The following is a 20,199-nucleotide window of genomic DNA, read 5'->3' on the forward strand; positions in this document are numbered from 1 at the left end:
GGATCTGAATCCCGTTCTTCCTCAGTATCCACATACAGGGTATGTGGCAAGATGGATAATTCACGCAGCGCATACGATATGGGATAGGTGACGAGTGATTGATCTCCGCCAACTTCAGGCACTCCGGGCCGTGCATCGCACAGGCTCGGTGACCCAGGCGGCCCGCAGTCTTGGCTGGAGCCAGCCGACGGTGGACTACCACCTCCGGAATCTCGACGCGCTCATCGGCGGTGCCCTGCTCGAACGCAGTTCCCGCGGGAGCACGCTCACTCCTGTCGGGCACCTCGTGCTCGACCGCGCACAGGAGATCCTCACGCTCAGCGATCGGGCGCTGCGTGATGCCCGAGAGTTCACACACATGGGCCAAACGCGGCTCCGGTTTGGCACGTTCCCCACCGCTGCCGCGCGGCTCCTCCCCGCCATCGCCGCGCAGCTCAGCGATCTCAGCATCGAGTTAGACGCGGTGCTCGAAGAGGTCGGACCCCTCATCACCCACGTCAATCAGCGCGAGCTCGACGCCGCCCTGCTGTATTCGGTGCCCGGCCACGAACTCACCTTTCGGCCCGACATTGTGACCACCGAGGTGCTGCGGGATCCGCTTCTGCTCGCCCTCCCCGAAGGGCACCCGATCGCGTCACACACCTCGATCAGCCGGGAAACCTTTCTCACCCTGCACAGCGAGCGCTGGCTCCTCGGAACTTCTCTGTACGACCCGATGGACGCCGTCGTTGTCGACACCTTCGCCGCCGCCGGGTACACGCTCGAAGTCGCAATCCGCAGCGATGACTTCCAGGCGATGCTCGGCATGATCGCGGCTCGGATGGTGATCGGCCTGGTGGCGAAGCTCGCGATCGGGTCGGGCCACCCGGGAGTAGTGCTCCGGCCGATCGACGACCCCAACTTCGCCCGGTCGGTGTTGCTCGCGGCACCCACCGAAGGGGCATCCCGGCAACCCTCCGCCGCGGTACGCCAGCTCGCCGTCGCCATCCGAAACGCAGTCGCCGGCCTCGAATAGGCGGACTCGCGCCGCCAGTGCACCCGCCCATTTTTCACGCCAGCAATGACGAGAAATCCGGCTTGTCCTGGTGAACAGCCGGGCCTACGCTTCGGACAGAGGAAGTTCCTCCGCTCCTGACTCCCCAACAACGATGTTCGGGGCACCTGGGAAGGACAACGATGTCACCGACGTATGTACTTATTCACGGTTCCTGGCACACCGGTGCTGACTGGGCCGAGGTTGTCACCGCACTCGCGACCCACGGCATCACGGACGTGCACACCCCCACCGTCGCCGGACACGGCGTTGGTGTGCCGAAAAACGTCACCCACAACGATTGCGTGCAGTCAATCGTCGACTACGTCCTGGAGCACGATCTCCGGGACGTTGTCCTCGTCGGTCACAGCTACGGAGGCACGATCGTGTCGCGACTCTACGAGGAGCTCCCCGACAGGATCCGGCGGCTCGTGTATCTCAACGCGTTTGTGCTCGCCCCCAATGAGTGCCTGAACGACAACACTCCGCCCGTGGACCGAGCCGCGCTCGAATCCTTGGCCCTCGCTTCAGCCGACGACACGATCTCCATGCCGTTTGAGCTGTGGCGGGAGCGCTTCATCGGTGATGCGGATGTTGCGCTCGCCCAGCGCACCCACGCCGGGCTCTCCCCCGAGCCTGCCCAACCCTGGCGAGACAGGCTCCCGCTCGACCGCTTCTATGACACCATCGAGCGGGTCGGACGCAGCTACATCAACTGCACCGAGGACATCTCGATCCCGCAGGGCGAATGGTCTTGGCACCCACGGATGTCCCAGCGCCTGCGGAACCCGCGGCTCGTGCAGTTGCACGGCAGCCACGAGACTCTGTTTACCAATCCCACACTCCTCGCCGCGAAAATCGTCGAGGCCGGACGAGACTAGCGACGGGCCGTCGCACCGTTTCCGTTCGCGGTCAGCGCGCTGCGAAAATCATCCGCGCTGACAGGCTCCGCACCGCGGCCATCGAGCGCATCGATATACCGGAGCACAATCCCCTCACGCAGGGCCCACGGCGAGATCGTGAGCGTCGACACGTCAAACACCTTCATCGCAGTGCGGAGCACGATCGCACCGGCCATGATCTGGTATCCGCGCTCGGGGGTGATCCCCGGCAGGTACTCACGCACGTTCGACGGCATATCTCGAAGCGTGGGCTCCCATTCTCGCAAACCCGCATAGTGCAGGGGCGCGAGGTCACCGTTTTCTGGATCCGGCGGACCACCGATGAGGCGGGCGAGCGAGCGGATCGTTTTTGACGTTCCCACCACACGTTTGGGCTTGGGACGGTCAAGGAACAGCTCCTCGCGGACCCGAGTAAATTCAGTGCGGGCGTGCAGCCGCAAAGCCGAAACCGCTTCCCGCGTGGGCGGATCCTCCGCGAGGTAGTTGATTGTGGTGCGGCCCGCACCGAGCGGCAGCGAGACCTGCACATCCGGGTACTCGTCGGCCCCCTGGGCGATCTCGAACGATCCACCACCGATGTCAAAGAGCAGGACTTCGCCGGCTGACCAGCCGAGCCACCGTCGCACCGCAAGCATCGTGATCCGCGCCTCGTCCTCCCCGGAAAGCACGTGCAGCGAGACCCCGGTCTCCCGTGCGATGCGCGCGAGCACCTCCTCACCGTTCGCGGCTTCGCGGATCGCGCTCGTCGCGGTGCAGATCAGATCGTCCACCCCGATCTCGTGGGCGATCCGCACTGACTCCGCGATTGCGGACGTGATCAGGCGCACGCCTTCCTCAACGATCGCACCGTCGGCGTCGAGGTACCGCATCAGCCGCAGCACGGACCGCTGCGAGTGGTATGGGTTTGGGCTCGCGCCGGGGTGGGCGTCCACCACAAGCAGGTGGACTGTGTTAGATCCGACGTCGATCACTCCGAGGCGCATGGGAACATTCTAGGACTGTCAGTACACCTCTTCAGAACCAGAGCGGGCCGCCCCCGCAGTTCCCCAAGTGTCGAGGATGCCCGCGGTCCCCGAGATTCCAAAACGGGTGGCACCGGCAGCCCACATATCGCGCACCGCAGCCGCGGTCCGGATGCCGCCAGACGCCTTCACTCCGAGCCGTCCCCCAACAGTTTCCGCCATGATCCGTACCGCGTGCACCGTGGCACCGCCGGCCGGATCGAAGCCCGTCGAGGTCTTAACAAAGTCCGCACCGGCGGCCTCCGCCGCCCGGCAGCAAGCAACGATCTGCGCGTCGCTGAGCGCGGCCGTTTCAAGGATGACCTTGAGCACGCGCTCGGGGATCGCCTCACGCACCGCCCGGATCTCAGCTTCAACGCCCCGCCAGTCATCAGAGCGAATCAGCCCCCGGTTCACCACCATGTCAATCTCCCAGGCCCCATCCGCCGCGGCCTGCACAGCCTCGGCGGCTTTCACCTCGGCGGTGTGCACCCCGCTCGGGAACCCCACCACCGTGACGATCCGCACGGGACTACTCCGCAAAGGACCGATCGCGTCCTCCAACAGGGTGGGGCTGATACACACCTGCCCCACACCGAGCGCGCGTGCGGCGATGAGGAATTGCTCAAGTTCCGCTGGTGTTGTGCCCGGGGCCAACAGCGTGTGATCCGCTCGCTCAAGGAAGGCTTCACGCGTGAGCTCGATCGAAGCGTGGGGTGCTGGGGTGTTCATAGACTCTCCGATTCTGGGTCAGGCTGCCGCACCGGACTCCGCCGGGGGCGCGATCGCCTCGCGTTTCGTTTTTGCCCAGCTCTTGCGCCCGAAAACCTGCCGCAAGAGCGCCCGGTACACAACCGGATAAATGAGCCAGGAGTACACAAGATACAGGTGCGCAAGCAGGAGATTCATCAGGAACGGAACGATCCCCCGCCGCCGGCGAGTAAAGAACACCCCGGCGATGCCGGGCCCCGCTGAGAACAGGTAGAACAGCACGATGATAAAAATCGACCACTGTGGACGGTACAACCCGAACCCGAGGAACACCACGCTCAGCACAACCGAGATCCCGACAACCGCCTGCACAATCGGCGTCAACAGGTACCAGAGCTGATCCACCCGTGCAGCGAAGCTGAGGTTCCGGTTGCGGATACTCGGCCAGATGCGATCCAATACCTGCCAGGCCCCCTGCGACCACCGCGTGCGCTGACGGTAGAGCGCTCGAAGCGAGTGCAGACCCTGCTGGTTGATCGCGACCGAGGAGGACTGCGCGCCGCGCCACCCCTCGTGGATCAGGCGAAGCCCGATGTCCTGATCCTCGGTGAGGCGCCCCGCGAGCCAGGGGCCGCTCCGCCCCGCGTCATCCGTCACGGCAACGCTATCAAGCGCTGCGAGCCGATTAAACTGACCGTTCCCGCCCATGTTTGCGGTCCCCCACGCCACACGGCCGAGCTGAAACACGCTGCCAAACACCCCAAACTCGAGATCCTGCGCCCACGTAATAAATCCGTGCCGATTGTAGATCCGGACCTGCGATTGCACGCCACCAACACGATCATCTTCGAAGTGACCCGTGACTTTCCAAGCGTCGCGGTCAAGCCGACCGTCCGCATCAACAATCGTCACAATGACGCGCGTCGGATCCCACCCCGCATAGGTGCCTGCGCCCAGGATCTGCCGGTGCAGGTATCGCCACGCATCGTTTAGCGCCTCAGATTTCCCCTGCTTCGCGTTCGGCGGCGTTCGAGTCAGCACGGTGAGTTCCGGGGCAGACATGCTCGCGAGAATCTCACCAGTGCGGTCGCTCGAACCGTCATTAATGACCAGGATCCGCTTGTGCGCAACCTCAACTTCGAGGAGGCGACCCACGGAATCCGTGATCGTGACCTCCTCGTTGAGCGCCGGAACCATAAACACCCAGAGATACTTGTCCTCGCCGGATTCCGCCCGGGTCCGCTGATCCACCTCGCGGCGCGCGCGACGCACGAGGGCAGCCCGGATGATCAGGGTTGCCAGGGAGATGAAGCTGGCAAGGATGCACACAAGTGCGATCCAGTAGATCGGGATCGACCACACGGGCATCCCGTCGTACAGGTGCACAAGGAAGTACAGAATCTCCCCGAAGCTCGGAAACTCCGCGGCATGGGCGATGCCGCCGGTCACGCCCGGCTTCCCGCGTCAAGCAGCGCAGCGGACCCATCGCCCAGCTCGTCCGGGGCGAGGCCCAGGCGACGGCGAACGGCGTCACGCAGCTCGCAGCCCGTCAGCTCCTCGGGTGTGCCCCCCGCGCGCAGAATGTGGTCGAGCGCCTGCACGATCCGCTCCGAGGCGCGGCCGTCGCCGTAAGGGTTCGGCCGCGCCGCGCGGCGGGCGTGCTCAGCGTCATCTTCAAGCAGGATCGCGGCCTCCGCGACGATACGGTCAGGGTCGGTCCCGACGAGCGTCAACGTGCCCGCGTCCACTCCCTCACTGCGCTCCGTTGTGTCCCGCGCAACAAGCACCGGGGTTCCCAGCGCGGGCGCCTCTTCTTGGACGCCACCGGAATCCGTGATGATGAGTCGGGCCGCACCCATCAGCTGAGCAAATGCGAGATATTCTCTCGGCTCCACGAGCATCACGTTGGGCCGATCCTCAAGCGTGGCGATCAGTGGGCCGCGTGCGACAGGATTGGGGTGCAGAGGCACCACGAATTGCGCGCGCGGATACCGTTCGCTCAAGCGGCGCACTGCGGCCGCGATCCGGTCGAGACCCGCCCCCCAGTTTTCGCGCCGGTGCGCAGTCACGAGCACGATAGGACGATCCGGCGCGACAACCAGATCAGCAAGGCCCGGTCCGAAACCGTTCGCTTCAGCCGCGGCCCACCGCAGCATGTCAATCGACGTGTTTCCCGTGACAAGCACGCGGTCGTAGTCAACACCCTCGCGCACCAGGTTCGCTTTGTTTGCAGAGGTCGGTGCCAGGTGCAACGCGGCGATCCGCGAGATCAGCTGTCGGTTTCCCTCCTCCGGGAACGGGGAGAGCAGGTTCGAGGTGCGCAGACCGGCCTCCACATGGATCACCGGGATCTGCAGGTTAAACGCCGCGAGCGCTGCCGCGGCTGCCGAGCTCGTATCGCCGTGGACGAGGCACGCGACCGCGCCACCCACCTCGCGGCGGCCGTCAGCACGGTACTCGGCCGGAACCGTCTGGCTCGCCCACACACGATCGATGCCGACCATAATCCGAGCAAACATCTCGTTCAGGGTCGGCTTCACGCCGTTCTGGGCGTCCGAGGCACGGAGGTTTGCGTCGAGCCGCAGACCGGAACGGTGGATCAGATCCGCCACAAGCTCCATATGCTGCCCGGTCGCTATCACCACTGGGCGGAACTTCCCCGAGTCCTGCAACGCCCGGATCACCGGGATCATTTTGATCGCCTCCGGCCGTGTGCCGATGACGGTGAGCACGCGCGTGCGCTCTGAGTACGGAATTTCCATGTCTCCCCCTGGCGGCCCCCGACAACACCCTGTTGCCCCGCAAGCCGCCGAGCTGGAGCCCGGGGCTATTCGCTCATTCTAGAGAATGTGGGAGCGTTGGACCAGGATTTGACCTGGACCAGGACTCAGCAGGAGTGGTCCATCCCGTCAGACCATCGATCCGTCACATCACGCTACTTTTGCGACCTCGTCTGTTGGAAGAGTCGTTCCATCTTTCGAGCGGTTTCAGGGTCTGCCACGACCGATCCCGACGCAAGGAGCGGTCGATCCCGCTTGAGCACGTCCCAATTGTGTAGATCGGAGACCGCTCGGCCAGGCAGCAAGTGCAGTTTCGATTCCTTCGTGAAGAGGAGGTTCCGTTGTTCCCACAGAGCTTCCCCCACCCATCGACAGTCGCTATCTGCAAGTAGCTGATATTCGAGCGCCCGGCCAAGAATTGCCGCCACCCAGTCTGCGAATTGAATTGCGGCACTGAGTTGGCTATCGATGTGCATTGGAGGCTCAACTGCCCGGCGCATTTCGGGTTTTCCCACGGCCCGACCGAGGATGTGGGCGTACATGTTTGGCAGACGCCGCGACCGCTGGTCCTCGCTAATCGCATCGATCATGAACATGACGTTCTCATCTTCGCGGTCCGCCGCCCGGCAAATCCGATTGAGCACTTCTTCCATCGCGCGTCGCTCGACAAGGTCCGTGTCGAGACCCACCTGCTTCGGCGTTCCTTTGGGCTTCTCATCCACATAGTAGAACAACCGGCCGCCGAGGCGTGTGAGCTGACGACAGAGATAGCTAAACACACGAATGTTTTGCGGCGCATAACTGGGAGTCTTGGAACGAAATACGCTCGCACCTTTGACCTCCCAGGCTCCGGGATTCTTTGCCCCCTCATACTGTGCAGCGAACAGTCTGCGCTTCTCTCGGGTGAAGATGGAACCGAACTCGCGTACTTGTGAATCGGGGACCACAAATCCGGCGTAGCCTAACCCGGCGCTTGTGTTGAATCGTTCATGGTGCCTAGATACGTATGCGCCCGGCTCACCAATCTCGTCCAAATACGCAAGCAACATGCGCCCAGCCTAAGCGAACGCAAAAACCCACGCATTCGCGTGGGTTTTTGGACTGGCGCGTGGAGATCCTCTTGGTTTCCCTCAACCTCCGCTACCAGCTACAGGCTACCCCACCGGCCGCAGATGATCAACGCTACGCTGTGAACGGCCCGACGCGCTGCACGCGCACCGCGGGTTCGCCATCCGCCTCGGATTCGGCAAGGTCGATGACGCCCTCGATTGCCCAGTCCCGATCGCCCGCTGGGTCAAGCAGTACCTGTCGGAACCGCCACACGCCCTCGGCTCGGGCTTCCGGCCCTCGGTCCAGCTCAAGCAGCGCTGAGGCACGGGCGTCCGCGTCCGTCCGGATCTCGTCGTACTCGGTGAAGTATCCCGCGAGCGCGTCGCGCCAACGCTGCTCACCAAAGCTGTGCGGACCGTCAAGCTCGGCGAGCTCGGCATACCGTTCAAACGCGGCAGCCTGTACGCGGCGGAACAGCGCGTTGCGAAGCATCACCCCAAAGGCGCGCTCGTTAGCAAGCACGGACCGGGCCGGCGGGGCGAGGTCAATGGCCCCGGTACCCGCTGCCTGGCTCGCGTGCGCCGCGACGGCCTCCGGATTCGCGAGTTCCTCCCACTCGTCGATCAAGCTTGAATCGACCTGGCGCACGAGCTCGCCAAGCCACTCAATGAGCTCCTCGAGTTCTGGACTCTTTGCCTGTTCAGGCACGGTGCGCTCGATGGCACGGAACGCATCACTGAGGTAGCGCAGCACGCCGCCCTCTGCACGGCCGAGCTGGTAGAACGAGACGAGATCGCGGAAGCCGAAGGCTCGCTCGATCATGTCGCGCACGATCGACTTGGGTTTGAGCTCGTAGTCCCGCGCCCAGGGTACTTCCTTGACGTACTCACCGAATGCCTCGTCGAGAAGTTCTTTGAGTGGTTGCGGGTGGGTAACGGCTTCAAGGAGCTCCATCCGCTCCTCATACTCAATACCCTCCGCCTTCATCGCGGCGACCGCCTCGCCGCGGGCCTTATGCTCTTGCGCCCGCACGATCGCGCGCGGATCCTCAAGTGTCGCCTCGATGATGGAGATCACATCGAGCGCATAGCTCTCGGATTCCGGGTCCAGCAGCTCGATCGCTGCGAGGGCGAACGGCGAGAGCGGCTGATTCAGTGCGAAGTTCGCCTGCAGTTCGACAGTGAGCCGGAGTAGGCGCTGACCGCGCGCATCTTCGTGTACCTCGACGATGCCGCCGTTGCGCAGCGTGCGATACATCGCGAGCGCGGTGCGGGCGTGCGCAAACTGCCGGGCCCGCGGCTCGTGGCTGTCAAAGATCAGCATCTGCATCGTGTTGAGGGCTTCACCCTCCCATTCCTCGCCGCGGCCGATCACACCGAGGACCATCGAGTGCGTCACTCGCATGCGGCTCACGAGCGGTTCTGGCTGGGAAACAATGAGTTTCTCGAGCGTCTGCTCACTCCACGCGACAAAACCCTGCGGCGCGGACTTCTTCTTGACAGGCTTCGCTTTCTTGCCGCCCTTGCCGTCGGCGGCCTTCGCAGCCGCCTTGGCAACAGCCTTCGCGTTCTCGATCTCGTGTTCCGGGGCGAGCGCCACGACATCGCCCTCGGTGTCGTACCCAGCGCGACCCGCACGACCCGCGATCTGGTGGAACTCGCGTGCGGAGAGCCGGCGCATTTTCTCGCCGTCGAACTTGGTCAGTGCGGTAATCACGACGGTGCGGATGGGCACATTGATGCCGACGCCGAGCGTGTCAGTGCCGCAGATAACCCTGAGCAGGCCGCGCTGTGCGAGCTGCTCGACGAGCCGGCGGTAGCGCGGCAGCATGCCCGCGTGATGCACTCCGATGCCCGAGCGCACGAGCCGCGACAGTGTCGCGCCGAAGCCTGTAGCAAAGCGGAAGTCCCCGATCGCCGCCGCAATCTCGTCGCGGCCCGCACGATCAACGATCTTGATGGACGCGAGGGCCTGCGCCTGTTCCACTGCGTGGGACTGGTTGAAGTGGACGAGATAGGCGGGGGTTTCGCGATCCGCGATGAGCTGCTCCACGACTTCGTGGGCGGGCGCGACCTCGTAGCGGAAGCTCAGTGGCACGGGCCGCTCGACGCCGGTGACAAGCGCGGTATCGCGTCCGGTCGCCTCGCTGAGGTCCGCGGCGAGCTCGGTCACATCACCGAGGGTTGCGGACATGAGCAGGAACTGCGCGTCCTGCATGAGCAGCAGCGGCACCTGCCATGCCCAGCCGCGATCGGCGTCTGCGTAGTAGTGGAACTCATCCATGACGACCTGGGTGATCCCACCGGCCTCGGCGTTGTCCACGTTCTTGTCGCGGATGGCGAGGTTCGCGAGGATTTCAGCGGTGCAGCACAGGATCGGCGCGTCAGGGTTGATCGAGGTATCCCCCGTGATCATGCCGACTCGTTCCGCCCCGAACACACCCACCAGATCGAAGAACTTCTCGCTCACGAGTGCCTTGATCGGGGCCGTGTATACCGTGCGCCTGCCTTCCACCAGGGCGATGAAGTGCGCGCCCATCGCGACAAGCGACTTTCCCGTACCTGTGGGAGTGGCGAGGATCACGTTGCTGCCAAGAGTGATCCCGAGCACCGCTTCCTCCTGAGCCGGGTACAGCCGCAGGCCGCGATCCTCCGACGCCCACTCCTCGAACGCGGCGAACGCTTCGTCGGCGCCGCCGCCGTTCTCGTGTGCGGCGGCGAGCGCCTGCTCCAGGCTCATGTGTTCGGTGTCTCCTTCTCGTGCGGCGGCTCAGCGACCGCGGTGCGCTCCAGCTCCGCGAAGCGTTCCTGCATCGTTGCGTTGTTTCGGGTCAACTTCTTCACCGTCACTCCCTGCGCCTTATCGTTTGCGAGGCGCAGGTTGTTTTCGGATTTGAGGAGCTGTTCCCGCACTTTCTCCATTTCGCGGATCGAGGTGTCAATCCGCTTGATCGCTTCCTTGAACTGGGTCGAGGCGAGTTCGTAGTTGCGTCCGAAGGCGCTCTTGAACGCGTCAAGCTCGTCCTCGAAGTTCGTGATGTCGATGTTCTGCGACTTCACGAGTTCGAGCTCGGCCTTGACCTTCATCGCGTTCATAGCTGCATTCCGCAACAGGGTAATGAGCGGAATGAAGAACTGTGGCCGAACCACGTACATCTTCGGGAAGCGATGCGATACGTCCACAATACCGCCGTTGTAGAGTTCACTCTCCGGCTCGAGCAGTGACACGAGCACCGCGTACTCGCAGCCTTTCTCCCGGCGATCCTTGTCGAGTTCCTTCAGGAAGTCCTCGTTCTTTTGTTTCGTCGCGGTCCCGTCCGCCTCATTTTTCATGTCGAACATGATGGACACGATCTCGATTCCGGCGAGGTCGAAGTCTCGGAAGATGAAGTCGCCCTTGCTCCCGGTACGCACGTCGTTGTCTTTTTCAAAATACGCGTTGGGGAATGCCGTGGCCCGGATCTGGTTGAAGGTGTTCTCGCAGTGTTGCTCGAGCGTCTCCCCGATCATCTTCGTGGAGAGGCGGGCCTTCATATCCCGCAGGCGCTCGATCGCATCATCGCGATCCTTGATTTGCACCTCGTAGCGCTCTTTCAGCGAGCGCTCCGCGAGCTGCTTCTCGAGTTCAGCGCGCTCGAGGTCGTTTTTGTAGCGATCGCGTTCCTGCTGAACTTCACCGACAGCTTCTGTGACCTCGAGTTTGCGCGTGGTCTCGGCGGCAGCGAGTTGCGCGCGGAGTTCCTGCGCCGTGGCTTCCTGCGCAGCCGCAGCCTCCTGCATTTCACGGGTGAGCTTCGCCTCGGCGAGCTCCACCGCGGCGGCTGTGTCTTTGCGGGCCTGCTCCAGCTGGCCCGCAAGCGCGTCGCGCTCCTTCTCCACTCCCCCGAGCGCCTCCGAGACGGCGAGCCGCTGCGCTATCTCTCCCGCGGCGACCTCGGCGCTGAGCCGCTGGATCTCACGATCCTTTTCCGCGGCTGCCCGCTCGAGTGTCGTCGCGGCGGTCGCCTCCGCCAACCGCAGTGCCGCCTGTTTCTCGTGTTCGGCGAGTTCCAGACGCTCGTGCAGTTGCGCCTCGAAATCGCTGTCTCGGACCTGCTTCAGGATGTCGGCGTACCCCGCTTCGTCGACGGTGAACGCCTTTCCGCAGTGCGGACACTTGATCTCGTGCATGCGTGACTCCTTCTGAGCGATCGGTGAGGGTCCCGTAAGTACCCTGGCATACACCGCCGACATTGGGCCACGCAGCTCACGCGCGCCCCGGCACCACCCACCGGAACCGCCGCACTGCGAGCGCAGCGATCCCAGCGGTCACCGCTAGTAGCATGCCCCAGAGCACCGGGACTGGCAGGAACGGTGTCGTGCCAATGAGGTCCGCGTTTGCCGCCTCCACGAACCACGTTGTGGGAAGGGCACGTACCACCCACTGCCAGCCGGGACTCATTCCCGGGATGAACGTCGCGGTCAGCAGCAGCCCGTACGCGATCATGATCACAAGCGGCATCACATTCTCCAGAGATTCCGGGCTGGCGCTCCGTGCGGCGAAGAGCGCGGCGAGCGCTGTCGCGCACAGGATCACGATGAGCGCTGTGACAATGAGCCTGATCGTCGGTACCCCGAGCGGCGAGCCGAGGACCACCGAGGTACCGACGACCACGAGCCCCATCGCGACGCACAGCGCAACGCGCACCGGCATAAACGCGGCGAGCGCCACCCCGGGACTGAGCGGGACTGTGCGCAAAAGTCGGAGCGTGCCCTGGCTGCGGAGCCGCACGAAGGGCACGGATCCGCCAATGAGCAGCACGGACAAGATTCCTACGAGGAGCACCGCGCTCAGGTTACTTCGGAGGAGTTCGGGAACGATGTTGCCCTCCGCGTCGAGCGCGGTGATCTGCCCGAGCGGGATTCCCATGTGTTCCAGGGCTCGCGCGGTACCGCTCCAGGACACACTCGGCGTGGTCAGGAGCTGCAGCACGGCGCTACCCTCACTCAGGTGCACCTCCAGTGTGGCCGACTCGCCGGCTGGGACCACCGCTACTCCCGCGCGCCCCAGCACCGCCGCAGCCTCGGCTCGATCTGCGGACGCACCAGTCACGGTCACCACCGCGGGAGCGCTGCCGCCACTCACCATAAATTGCGCCGCCGCATAGGCAAGAAACATCATCACGAACCAGGTGCACATCAGCATGATCTGGCGGCGATCCCGCAGCAGTGCGAGCGCGTAGGCGCGACTCAGTGCTCTGAACGCGGTCATCAGTGGCCTCCGTGCTGGCGATCGGGAACCTGGGCGGGATCCGCGACGGGATCGGCGGCAGGAGCTGCGGCGATGCTCAGGAAGTAGTCTTCGAGGGTGCCGCGATGCACGTCGATCTCCCGCGGCATCAACCCGGGGATGAACGTGATCCGGCGCACGACGGCGTCTGGATCCGCGGTGACCACGGTGACGCGGAGCCCACGCGGGACTGCCGTGTGATGCACCTCGCCCAACGGTGCGAGCTGTCCCAGAAGGTCAAGATCAATCCCCCGCTCGATCGTGAACCCCACCCGGCTCTCGGCCGCGCGGCTTCGTGCGAGCTCATCAGGGGCACCCTGCGCCACGAGCCGTCCCGCCACGAGGATGCCCACGCGATCGCAGAGCGTTTCGGCCTCGTCCATGTGGTGTGTTGTCAGCAGGACCGTGCGGCCCGTGTTTCTGAGACCCCTCACGATCTCGGCGACCGCGCGCCTGGCTGCCGGATCGAGACCTGCCGAGGGTTCGTCGAGCACGAGGATCTCGGGGTCCCCGATGAGCGCTATTGCGAGCAAGAGTCGGCGCTCCTCACCGCCCGAGAGCGCGTGTACCCGGCGATCGCGGCACTCGTCGAGGCCGGTGCGCGAGATCACCCGGTCCGGGTCGAGCGGGGTGGCGTGGAAGGCGGCAAAGAGCCGGACAGTCTCAGCGACGGTGAGGTGCTCGAACAGGCTCGCCGACTGCGGTTGCACCGCGAGGCGAGGCGTCACCGCGTTCCGCTCGCGCACCGGGTCGTGGCCCAGCACCCGAACCATTCCGAGATCCGGCGTTCGCAGCCCCGCGATGCAGTCGATCGTTGTCGATTTTCCCGCCCCGTTGGGGCCGAGCAGGCCAAACACCTGCCCCGGGGCCACGTCGAAACTCAGCTGGGTGAGCGCTTCCTTCGCCGCGAAGCGCACGGAGAGCTTGTGTACGGTGAGTGCGGACTGCATGGGGACCTCCGGTGTTGTGCGAGGTGGCACCGTTCGGGCGCATTCCTCAGCGAGCAGATTCCTCCGGCAGTTCGGGATCGAACATCGCGTCGATGGGCTGCGCAAACAGGGCCGACAGCTTGAAAGCGAGCGGGAGCGACGGATCGTACTTGCCGGTTTCGAGTGCATTGACGGTCTGCCGAGAGACGCCAAGCCGCTCGGCGAGCGCGCCCTGGGTGAGGCCGCGCTCCTCACGCAGGGTGCGGATCGAGTTCTTCACGCTGGGGCCTAGCGGCGGGCCGTAGCCACCGCGGCCACAACCCAGCCCATCATTCCGGCGACAAAGATGATCCAGCTGGGCAAGGGCACAGTGAGGACGAAGTCGAGGAACCCCACCACTACAGCCGTCAGCATCGCGACCGCAAAGCCCCAGCTCAGTGCCGTGGTCAACGTGCGCGTCTGGTACTCGTCGAGACCCCGGATGAACTGGAGGACTGCGGCAAAGGCAAAGCCGACGGGAACGATTGGCGCGAGCAAGATCAGGATCCGCCAGGGTGACTCGGCCGCTTCCTGGGCCGGCATCGCGACAAACAGGACCACAAGGTAGGCCAGCATGCTGATCCCAAAGCCCCAGAAGTAGCGCCGGAGGTTGCGACGTTCGCTGGGACCGAGCTTTGTGCTGTCAAGTTCACTTGTCATGCCTCCAGTGTGCCGGATCACACAACTGCTTGTCAAGCGACCTTGACAGAGTGTGTGCTGCACCGAGTTCCAGCCCTGCGTGCCGGGCCCTGCACCCGCCCCGCACACACGATGCCCACCCGAAACCCCGTCGAGAACTCGATCACGCACCTCATCCCAGGAATGCGCGAGCATTCTTGCGGTCTCGACGCACCCGGGCGACGCGAGCCGGGCACAGCTGCGTCCCGCCCCGCGCCGGTACACTGGCCACATGGCGAATCCCCTGCTCTTCCGCCCGATCACACTGCGCGACGTCGAGGTCCGCAATCGCCTCTGGGTCTCCCCGATGTGTCAGTACTCGGTGACCGCGCTCGACGGCGTACCCCGTGACTGGCACCTGCAACACCTCGGAGCACTGGCGCGCGGCGGCGCCGGCCTCGTCATGGTCGAGGCCACAGCGGTCGTGCCCGAGGGCCGGATTTCGCCGCGCGACCTGGGCCTCTGGGAGGACGCCCAGGTCCCCTCGTTCGCACGGCTCGCCGAGATCGTGCACGCGCACGGTGCCCGGATTGGCGTCCAGCTGGCCCACGCAGGGCGCAAAGCCTCGACCTACCCATGGCTCCCCGACTTTACGGGCGGCACCCAGCCCGAGGCCGAAGGAGGCTGGCCCACCGTCGGCCCATCCGCCGTTGCTTTTGGGGAACTCGCGGCCCCGCGCGCCCTCGAAACCACGGAACTCGCCGGAATCGTGGCCGCCTTCGTTGCGTCCGCGAATCGGGCCGTAGCGGCCGGGTTCGACGTGCTCGAACTGCACGCCGCACACGGCTACCTATTCCATTCGTTCCTCTCGCCCTTCTCGAACCAGCGCGACGACGCCTATGGCGGCGACCTCGCGGGTCGCGCCCGGCTGCTCCGCGAGACCACACGTGCGGTCCGCGCGGCGCACCCCGCGGTTCCGCTCGTGGTACGTATCTCAGCAACCGAGTGGGTCGAGGGCGGCTTCGACCTAACGGAGGCGCGTCAGCTTGTCGCGTGGCTGGCTGAGGACGGGGCCGACCTCGTCGACGCTTCGTCCGCCGCAAACATCCTCAAGGCCCCGATCCCTGTTGGTCCGGGTTATCAGGTCCCCCTCGCTGCCGCGCTCCGCGAAGGCCCCCTGCCGGTTGGCGCGGTGGGCATGATCACGACCGCCGCACAAGCCGAGACGATCCTCGCGACAGGGCAAGCCGACATCGTTTCGATCGGCCGGCCACTCCTCGCCGACCCGCACCTTCCCCTGCGCTGGGCTCGCGAACTTCGCGCCCCCGCCGCGGAATCCCTGCTCCCCCCGCAGTACCACCGCGCACAGTTCTAGCGACCGGCGGGGCCGGCCAGCAACGTCAGAGGTCCCCGCTACACTCGCCCCATGACTCAGATCCTGCACTCCGCGGACGTACTCGCACTCCGCATGCGCGCCCAGTGGCTTGCACCACAGTGCGCTGGATCCGGGACCCACACCAGCGCGGTCATGACTCCCGGATCCGGCGCAGACCGCATCGCCGCCGTGGCACAGCACATGCTCGCAACGCAGGGGCAGGACTGGCGCTCCGCGCGCTGGGCACTGGGGGTGCGTGCTCCAGGCACTACCGTCACTGACGTGCACGACGCGTTCGCCGCAGGCCAGATCGTGCAATCCTGGCCTATGCGCGGCACGTTGCACGTGGTGCACGCAGCAGACATCGGGTGGATGCAGGGCGTCACGAACCACCGGGTGCTCGCCGGCGCCCCGGCCCGGCGCAAGATGCTCGGGCTCACGGATGCGGCACTCGAACGCCTCATTGACGTGTCACTCGCCGCGCTCCGCGGCGGGGCGACACTTGACCGAGATGCACTGTCCACCGCCTGGACGGAGGCGGGTATCGAATGGCAGACCGGCTGGCGCTACCACGTGATCTGGTGGCTCTGCCAAAACGGGCTCGCCACGTTCGGACCCGTGCGCGAGTCTGGCGAGCCGTTGCTCGTGCGCGCGGATGAATGGATCACCGCGCCGCGCACACTCACCGGCGACGAAGCGCTCGCGACCCTGGCTTCCCGCTACGCACGGGCCCGCGGGCCCGTGCGGGATCGGGACTTCGCCTGGTGGACCGGCCTCACAGTCCGTGAGGCCCGGCGCGGGCTCAGCCTCGCACGGGAAGCAGGGACCCTCGACACGGCGGTCTGCGGCGCGGCCGATGGGCCGGTGGTGTGGCTTGATCCGGCGCAGCTTGATACCGCGCAGATCGATTCGGCGCAGCTCGATCCAGCACAGCTTGAAATCCATCCTGCCTGGCAGCTGCTCCCCGCGTTTGATGAACACCTGCTCGGATACGCGGATCGAGAGGCGCAGCTCGCGCCGGATCACTTCGCGCACATTGTCCCCGGTCGCAACGGGATGTTCCTGGCAACCGCGGTCGAGGCTGGTCGAGTGCGCGGCACCTGGAAGCGAGGCTCGCGAGTGCGCAGCGGTATCGAGGTGACGCCGCTCCCAGGTGAACGCGTCGATGGGGCCGGCCTGACGGCCCCGCTTGCCGCCTGGCATGCGTTCCACGGCACCGAATCACTCCCGCCCACCGTGCACGCTGCAGCTGAAACCCCGGCGCCTCAGGTCACAGCAAGCGAAACTCCGGCAAGCAGAAACCCCCGATCCACCAAGAAGTGAGAACCTAGAACCATGGAAGTTGCCCTGATCGCGGTCATCGCCGTTGTTGTCCTCGTCGGTGCCTCGATCCTGGGTGGCAGGATCGGCATCGCGGCACCGCTCGTGCTCGTCGTCACCGGGATCGGGGTCGGCTATTTGCCGTTCGTGCCGCTCGTCGAAATCGATCCGGAAGTGATTCTGCTGGGCGTGCTCCCACCCCTGCTCTACGCGGCGGCCGTCAATGTGCCGCTCGTTGACTTTCGCCGCAATTTGCGGCCGGTGGTGGGCCTATCCGTCCTGCTTGTCATCATTACCGCGGTCGTGATCGGCGCGGTGCTGCACTTCGCGGTCCCCTCGATCCCACTGCCCGTGGCAATCGCCCTCGGTGCCGTGATCAGCCCCACTGACGCCGTCGCCGCCACCTCAATCGGTAAGCGTCTCGGTATGCCGGATCGCGTTGTTGCGATTCTCGAGGGCGAAAGCCTCGTGAACGACGCCACCTCCCTCGTGCTCCTCAAGACCGCGATTGCCGCCGTCGCCGGGGGCTTCATGTTCTGGGACGCCGCCGGATCCTTTGCGTTTTCCGTCACCGCCGCGATCGTCGTGGGCGGCCTCATTGGCTTCATCACGGTGTGGCTCCGCTCCAAGCTCCGTAACCCGGTCTACGACACGCTCATCTCGTTCGCCGTGCCCTTCGTATCGTTCATCCCGGCCGAGGCGATGCACGCTTCGGGCGTTCTCGCCGTCGTGGTCACCGGCTTGTACACCGGGCATCACGCCTCACGACGATTCAGCGCAACCGCTCGCATGAACGAGCGGCTGAACTGGCGCACCGTGCAGTTCGCCATGGAAAACGGGGTCTTCCTCGTCATGGGACTGCAACTGCACGCCCTCGTCGAACACGTGGGGGAAAGCCCCTTGCGCCTCCCCCACATTGCGCTGATCTCGCTCGGCCTCGTCGCCGTGCTCATCGGCTGCCGCGCGCTGTTCATGATCCCGCTCATCGCCTCCATGCGCGGATCGGTAGATCGCTACGAGCAACGCAGCAACGGTTTCACCCGGCTCGCGCGCCGGGCCCGCGCCGCGGAGTCCCCCGACCCGCGACGCGTGGAGCGCGCCGAACGGCTCGCCGAGCGTACCCGCGCCGACCTGGAACACGAGCGCGCTCAGGGCCTCGGGTGGCGAGACGGCGCGGTGCTGTCATGGAGCGGGATGCGCGGTGTGGTGACCCTCGCGGCGGCGCAATCGATCCCCGTGGGGGTCCCATACCGCGCGCAGATCATCCTGATCGCCTTCGCGGTGGCCGTGATCACGCTGCTGCTGCACGGACTCACGCTCCCGCTTGTCATCAACAAACTCTGGCCCAATGGCTCAAAGTCCGGGGCGAGCGCCGCCGAGCTGAAGGCGCTGAAGGGCGATCTCATGGAGGCCGCGGATTCGGCAATCGATGACGCCCTCGCCAATTCCGAAGAGGGTCAACGCCCCGTGCCCGAGGAGATCGTGAAGCGGGCCCGCGCCAGCGCTCGCAACGGCCTCACCCCGATCACGCTCAGCGGTGCCACCGGCGGGCTCCTGCTGCCCAGCGAGGAGACGCCAGCCCGAGCGTTCATCCGCCTCAGCCGCGTGGCCCTTGAAGCCCAGCGCACGGCGCTCCTCGACGAGCGCGCCCTCGGCCGGTACAGCTCTCCAGCGCTGCGTGCCGCGGAGCTCGCCCTCGACGCGCACGAAACCCGCCTCACCCCACCCGGCGCAGAGTAGCGGACCACTCAGACCCGGGCCCGGGTGCCGGGGTCCGTGTGCCGGGGTCCGGGGTCCGGGGTCCGGGGTCCGGGCTCCGGGCTCCGGCTCCTGGCCCCGTGTGCCGCGGTCCGGGCTCCGGGCCCGTGTTCCGGGCCCGTGGTGCCGCACCCCAACACGCTCCACACGAGCGTTTTTACCCAAACTAAGCGATTTTCCGCGGAAAACGGGTCAGTCTCGGCAAAATCCCTACGGTTGGGTGAGCGATTAACGGGGTATCCGGTCTGCACAGCAGCGGGCCGAGGAACCGGCGGACTAGCGGATCTCGACGCCCGCCGCGGCGAGTTCACGAAGCGCCGCGGCCGAGCTCTCGGGGGCGACCCCCGCGATATGCTCCGAGAGCACCCGCACGACGAGCCCGGCGGCACGCGCGTCAAGCGCCGAAGCCCGCACGCAATAGTCAGTGGCAATCCCCACCACATCGAGTGTGTCAACCCCGTGCTCGACAAGCAGTTCAGCAAGGCTGCGGCCGTCGCCAGTCACACCCTCGAACGCCGAATAGCCGTCGTTCCCCATGCCTTTGCGCAGATGCACATCAATCCGGCCGAGCGGCACCCGGGGATGGTATGCAGCCCCAAACGTGCCCTGCACGCAGTGCACAGGCCAACTCGTCACGAAGTCTGGCTCCGTGCCGGGTGCGGCAAAGTGGCCGCCGTTGACGCTGTCTGCATCGTGCCAATCTCGGGATGCCGCCACGAGCGCGTAGCGATCCGGCATCGCGTCAAGGAACCCATCGAGCCCCGCGGCAACCGCGGCACCACCATCGACTCCGAGTGCTCCGCCCTCCGTGAAGTCATTCTGCACGTCGACGATCAGCAATGCCCGGGTCATGCGCCCTCCAAGCGTGGAACTGGAACGGAACGCTTGCCAGCCTACGCCGAACGCACCGGATTTTGGTGGTGGCTGAACACAATGCTCGTGCGCGTAGCCGATACGGCGGGATGCGCGGAGAGGTGCTCCATCACGAAGTCGCGCACATGATCGGAATCCCGCGCCGCCAAGTGGATGATGAAGTCCTCAACGCCACCGAGGAAGTACAGCTGCATGACCTCCGGGAGGCTCCGGAGTGCATCGCTCATCTCAGAGATGCGCTGCCGCGCGCCGGAGCGCACGGTCACGCTAATGAGTACCTGCAGGCCAAGACCCATCGCACGAGGATCGACGCTCGCGGTGAACCCCGTAATGATCCTGCGCGAGACGAGGCTGCGGACCCGCGCAATGCACGTCGAAGCGGCCACACCGACACGCTCCGCAAGCTCTGCGTTGGTGATTCGACCGTTGGACTGCAACTCTTCGACGATCTTGCGGTCTACGTCGTCTAATTCCAGTTCAGGGTGCAGATTCTTCGATACCTCTGACATCGGCCACCACTCTCGCTCGCAGAATTCCCACTC

The 20,199-nt window shown here is 65.4% G+C and carries 18 protein-coding genes; 5 read left to right on the forward strand and 13 right to left on the reverse strand.

Going from position 1 to position 20,199, the window contains the following annotated elements; translation table 11 throughout:
- The first annotated feature begins 94 nt into the window (after positions 1-94).
- Both FM113_RS04730 and FM113_RS04735 read left to right on the forward strand, forming a co-directional pair.
- On the forward strand, positions 95-1,015 hold the full coding sequence (locus FM113_RS04730; protein ID WP_087012021.1) for a LysR family transcriptional regulator: 921 nt from the start codon (positions 95-97) through the stop codon (positions 1,013-1,015).
- A gap of 161 nt (positions 1,016-1,176) precedes the next feature.
- Positions 1,177-1,914: an alpha/beta fold hydrolase gene (locus tag FM113_RS04735; protein ID WP_087012023.1), complete on the forward strand. Its 738-nt coding sequence runs from the start codon at positions 1,177-1,179 to the stop codon at positions 1,912-1,914.
- Here the strand turns inward: FM113_RS04735 and FM113_RS04740 are convergent.
- The 11 genes from FM113_RS04740 to FM113_RS04790 form a co-directional block, all read right to left on the reverse strand.
- A complete protein-coding gene (locus FM113_RS04740) occupies positions 1,911-2,918 on the reverse strand; it encodes a Ppx/GppA phosphatase family protein (protein ID WP_087012025.1) in 1,008 nt (335 codons plus the stop codon). The two genes, FM113_RS04735 and FM113_RS04740, sit on opposite strands and share 4 nt — an antisense overlap.
- A gap of 18 nt (positions 2,919-2,936) precedes the next feature.
- On the reverse strand, positions 2,937-3,668 hold the full coding sequence (gene deoC, locus FM113_RS04745; protein WP_087012027.1) for a deoxyribose-phosphate aldolase: 732 nt from the start codon (positions 3,666-3,668) through the stop codon (positions 2,937-2,939).
- 18 nt (positions 3,669-3,686) lie between these two features.
- Entirely contained in the window at positions 3,687-5,096 is a 1,410-nt protein-coding gene (locus FM113_RS04750) for a glycosyltransferase family 2 protein (RefSeq protein ID WP_087012029.1), read from the reverse strand.
- A complete protein-coding gene (gene wecB, locus FM113_RS04755; protein WP_087012031.1) occupies positions 5,093-6,409 on the reverse strand; it encodes a non-hydrolyzing UDP-N-acetylglucosamine 2-epimerase in 1,317 nt (438 codons plus the stop codon). The genes FM113_RS04750 and wecB overlap by 4 nt, the downstream gene beginning before the upstream one ends.
- A gap of 173 nt (positions 6,410-6,582) precedes the next feature.
- Positions 6,583-7,476, reverse strand: a complete 894-nt coding sequence (locus FM113_RS04760; protein ID WP_087012033.1) for a DUF3800 domain-containing protein — start codon at positions 7,474-7,476, stop codon at positions 6,583-6,585.
- 133 nt (positions 7,477-7,609) lie between these two features.
- Positions 7,610-10,216 carry an RNA helicase gene (locus FM113_RS04765; RefSeq protein WP_087012036.1) on the reverse strand — a complete coding sequence of 869 codons (2,607 nt, stop codon included), beginning with the start codon at positions 10,214-10,216 and terminating at the stop codon, positions 7,610-7,612.
- Positions 10,213-11,646, reverse strand: a complete 1,434-nt coding sequence (locus FM113_RS04770) for a DUF2130 domain-containing protein (RefSeq protein ID WP_087012038.1) — start codon at positions 11,644-11,646, stop codon at positions 10,213-10,215. Before FM113_RS04770 ends, FM113_RS04765 begins: the two co-directional genes overlap by 4 nt.
- A 76-nt stretch (positions 11,647-11,722) precedes the next feature.
- A complete protein-coding gene (locus FM113_RS04775; RefSeq protein ID WP_087012040.1) occupies positions 11,723-12,727 on the reverse strand; it encodes an ABC transporter permease in 1,005 nt (334 codons plus the stop codon).
- Positions 12,727-13,695: an ABC transporter ATP-binding protein gene (locus FM113_RS04780; protein ID WP_087012042.1), complete on the reverse strand. Its 969-nt coding sequence runs from the start codon at positions 13,693-13,695 to the stop codon at positions 12,727-12,729. Before FM113_RS04780 ends, FM113_RS04775 begins: the two co-directional genes overlap by 1 nt.
- A gap of 46 nt (positions 13,696-13,741) precedes the next feature.
- Positions 13,742-13,954, reverse strand: a complete 213-nt coding sequence (locus FM113_RS04785) for a helix-turn-helix transcriptional regulator (RefSeq protein ID WP_087012044.1) — start codon at positions 13,952-13,954, stop codon at positions 13,742-13,744.
- Positions 13,955-13,962: 8 nt separating this feature from the next.
- On the reverse strand, positions 13,963-14,373 hold the full coding sequence (locus FM113_RS04790) for a hypothetical protein (RefSeq protein ID WP_087012046.1): 411 nt from the start codon (positions 14,371-14,373) through the stop codon (positions 13,963-13,965).
- Positions 14,374-14,623: 250 nt separating this feature from the next.
- Between FM113_RS04790 and FM113_RS04795 the strand changes: the two genes are divergently transcribed.
- The 3 genes from FM113_RS04795 to FM113_RS04805 are packed head-to-tail and all read left to right on the forward strand — an operon-like array spanning position 14,624 to position 18,766.
- Positions 14,624-15,706: an NADH:flavin oxidoreductase/NADH oxidase gene (locus FM113_RS04795; RefSeq protein WP_087012048.1), complete on the forward strand. Its 1,083-nt coding sequence runs from the start codon at positions 14,624-14,626 to the stop codon at positions 15,704-15,706.
- A gap of 51 nt (positions 15,707-15,757) precedes the next feature.
- Positions 15,758-17,029, forward strand: coding sequence for a winged helix DNA-binding domain-containing protein (locus FM113_RS04800; protein WP_087012050.1), 1,272 nt, complete (start codon positions 15,758-15,760; stop codon positions 17,027-17,029).
- Between the two features lie 12 nt (positions 17,030-17,041).
- The gene (locus tag FM113_RS04805) at positions 17,042-18,766 is read left to right on the forward strand and encodes a sodium:proton antiporter (protein ID WP_087012052.1); all 1,725 of its coding nucleotides are present in this window, start codon (positions 17,042-17,044) and stop codon (positions 18,764-18,766) included.
- Between the two features lie 294 nt (positions 18,767-19,060).
- Here the strand turns inward: FM113_RS04805 and FM113_RS04810 are convergent, their stop codons facing one another.
- On the reverse strand, positions 19,061-19,636 hold the full coding sequence (locus tag FM113_RS04810; RefSeq protein WP_087012054.1) for an isochorismatase family protein: 576 nt from the start codon (positions 19,634-19,636) through the stop codon (positions 19,061-19,063).
- Between the two features lie 41 nt (positions 19,637-19,677).
- On the reverse strand, positions 19,678-20,166 hold the full coding sequence (locus tag FM113_RS04815; RefSeq protein ID WP_087012056.1) for an Lrp/AsnC family transcriptional regulator: 489 nt from the start codon (positions 20,164-20,166) through the stop codon (positions 19,678-19,680).
- Between the last annotated feature and the right edge of the window lie 33 nt (positions 20,167-20,199).

The sequence above is a fragment of the Leucobacter sp. 7(1) genome, assembly GCF_900163635.1.
GTDB lineage: Bacteria > Actinomycetota > Actinomycetes > Actinomycetales > Microbacteriaceae > Leucobacter.

Coding starts and splice junctions, on each gene's coding strand:
- FM113_RS04790 (WP_087012046.1), bottom strand. CDS start 14,373: ATGACAAGTGAACTTGACAGCACAAAGCTCGGTCCCAGCGAACGTCGC.
- FM113_RS04780 (WP_087012042.1), bottom strand. CDS start 13,695: ATGCAGTCCGCACTCACCGTACACAAGCTCTCCGTGCGCTTCGCGGCG.
- FM113_RS04805 (WP_087012052.1), top strand. CDS start 17,042: ATGGAAGTTGCCCTGATCGCGGTCATCGCCGTTGTTGTCCTCGTCGGT.
- FM113_RS04775 (WP_087012040.1), bottom strand. CDS start 12,727: ATGACCGCGTTCAGAGCACTGAGTCGCGCCTACGCGCTCGCACTGCTG.
- FM113_RS04815 (WP_087012056.1), bottom strand. CDS start 20,166: ATGTCAGAGGTATCGAAGAATCTGCACCCTGAACTGGAATTAGACGAC.
- FM113_RS04795 (WP_087012048.1), top strand. CDS start 14,624: ATGGCGAATCCCCTGCTCTTCCGCCCGATCACACTGCGCGACGTCGAG.
- FM113_RS04770 (WP_087012038.1), bottom strand. CDS start 11,646: ATGCACGAGATCAAGTGTCCGCACTGCGGAAAGGCGTTCACCGTCGAC.
- deoC (WP_087012027.1), bottom strand. CDS start 3,668: ATGAACACCCCAGCACCCCACGCTTCGATCGAGCTCACGCGTGAAGCC.
- FM113_RS04810 (WP_087012054.1), bottom strand. CDS start 19,636: ATGACCCGGGCATTGCTGATCGTCGACGTGCAGAATGACTTCACGGAG.
- wecB (WP_087012031.1), bottom strand. CDS start 6,409: ATGGAAATTCCGTACTCAGAGCGCACGCGCGTGCTCACCGTCATCGGC.
- FM113_RS04735 (WP_087012023.1), top strand. CDS start 1,177: ATGTCACCGACGTATGTACTTATTCACGGTTCCTGGCACACCGGTGCT.
- FM113_RS04800 (WP_087012050.1), top strand. CDS start 15,758: ATGACTCAGATCCTGCACTCCGCGGACGTACTCGCACTCCGCATGCGC.
- FM113_RS04740 (WP_087012025.1), bottom strand. CDS start 2,918: ATGCGCCTCGGAGTGATCGACGTCGGATCTAACACAGTCCACCTGCTT.
- FM113_RS04765 (WP_087012036.1), bottom strand. CDS start 10,216: ATGAGCCTGGAGCAGGCGCTCGCCGCCGCACACGAGAACGGCGGCGGC.
- FM113_RS04760 (WP_087012033.1), bottom strand. CDS start 7,476: ATGTTGCTTGCGTATTTGGACGAGATTGGTGAGCCGGGCGCATACGTA.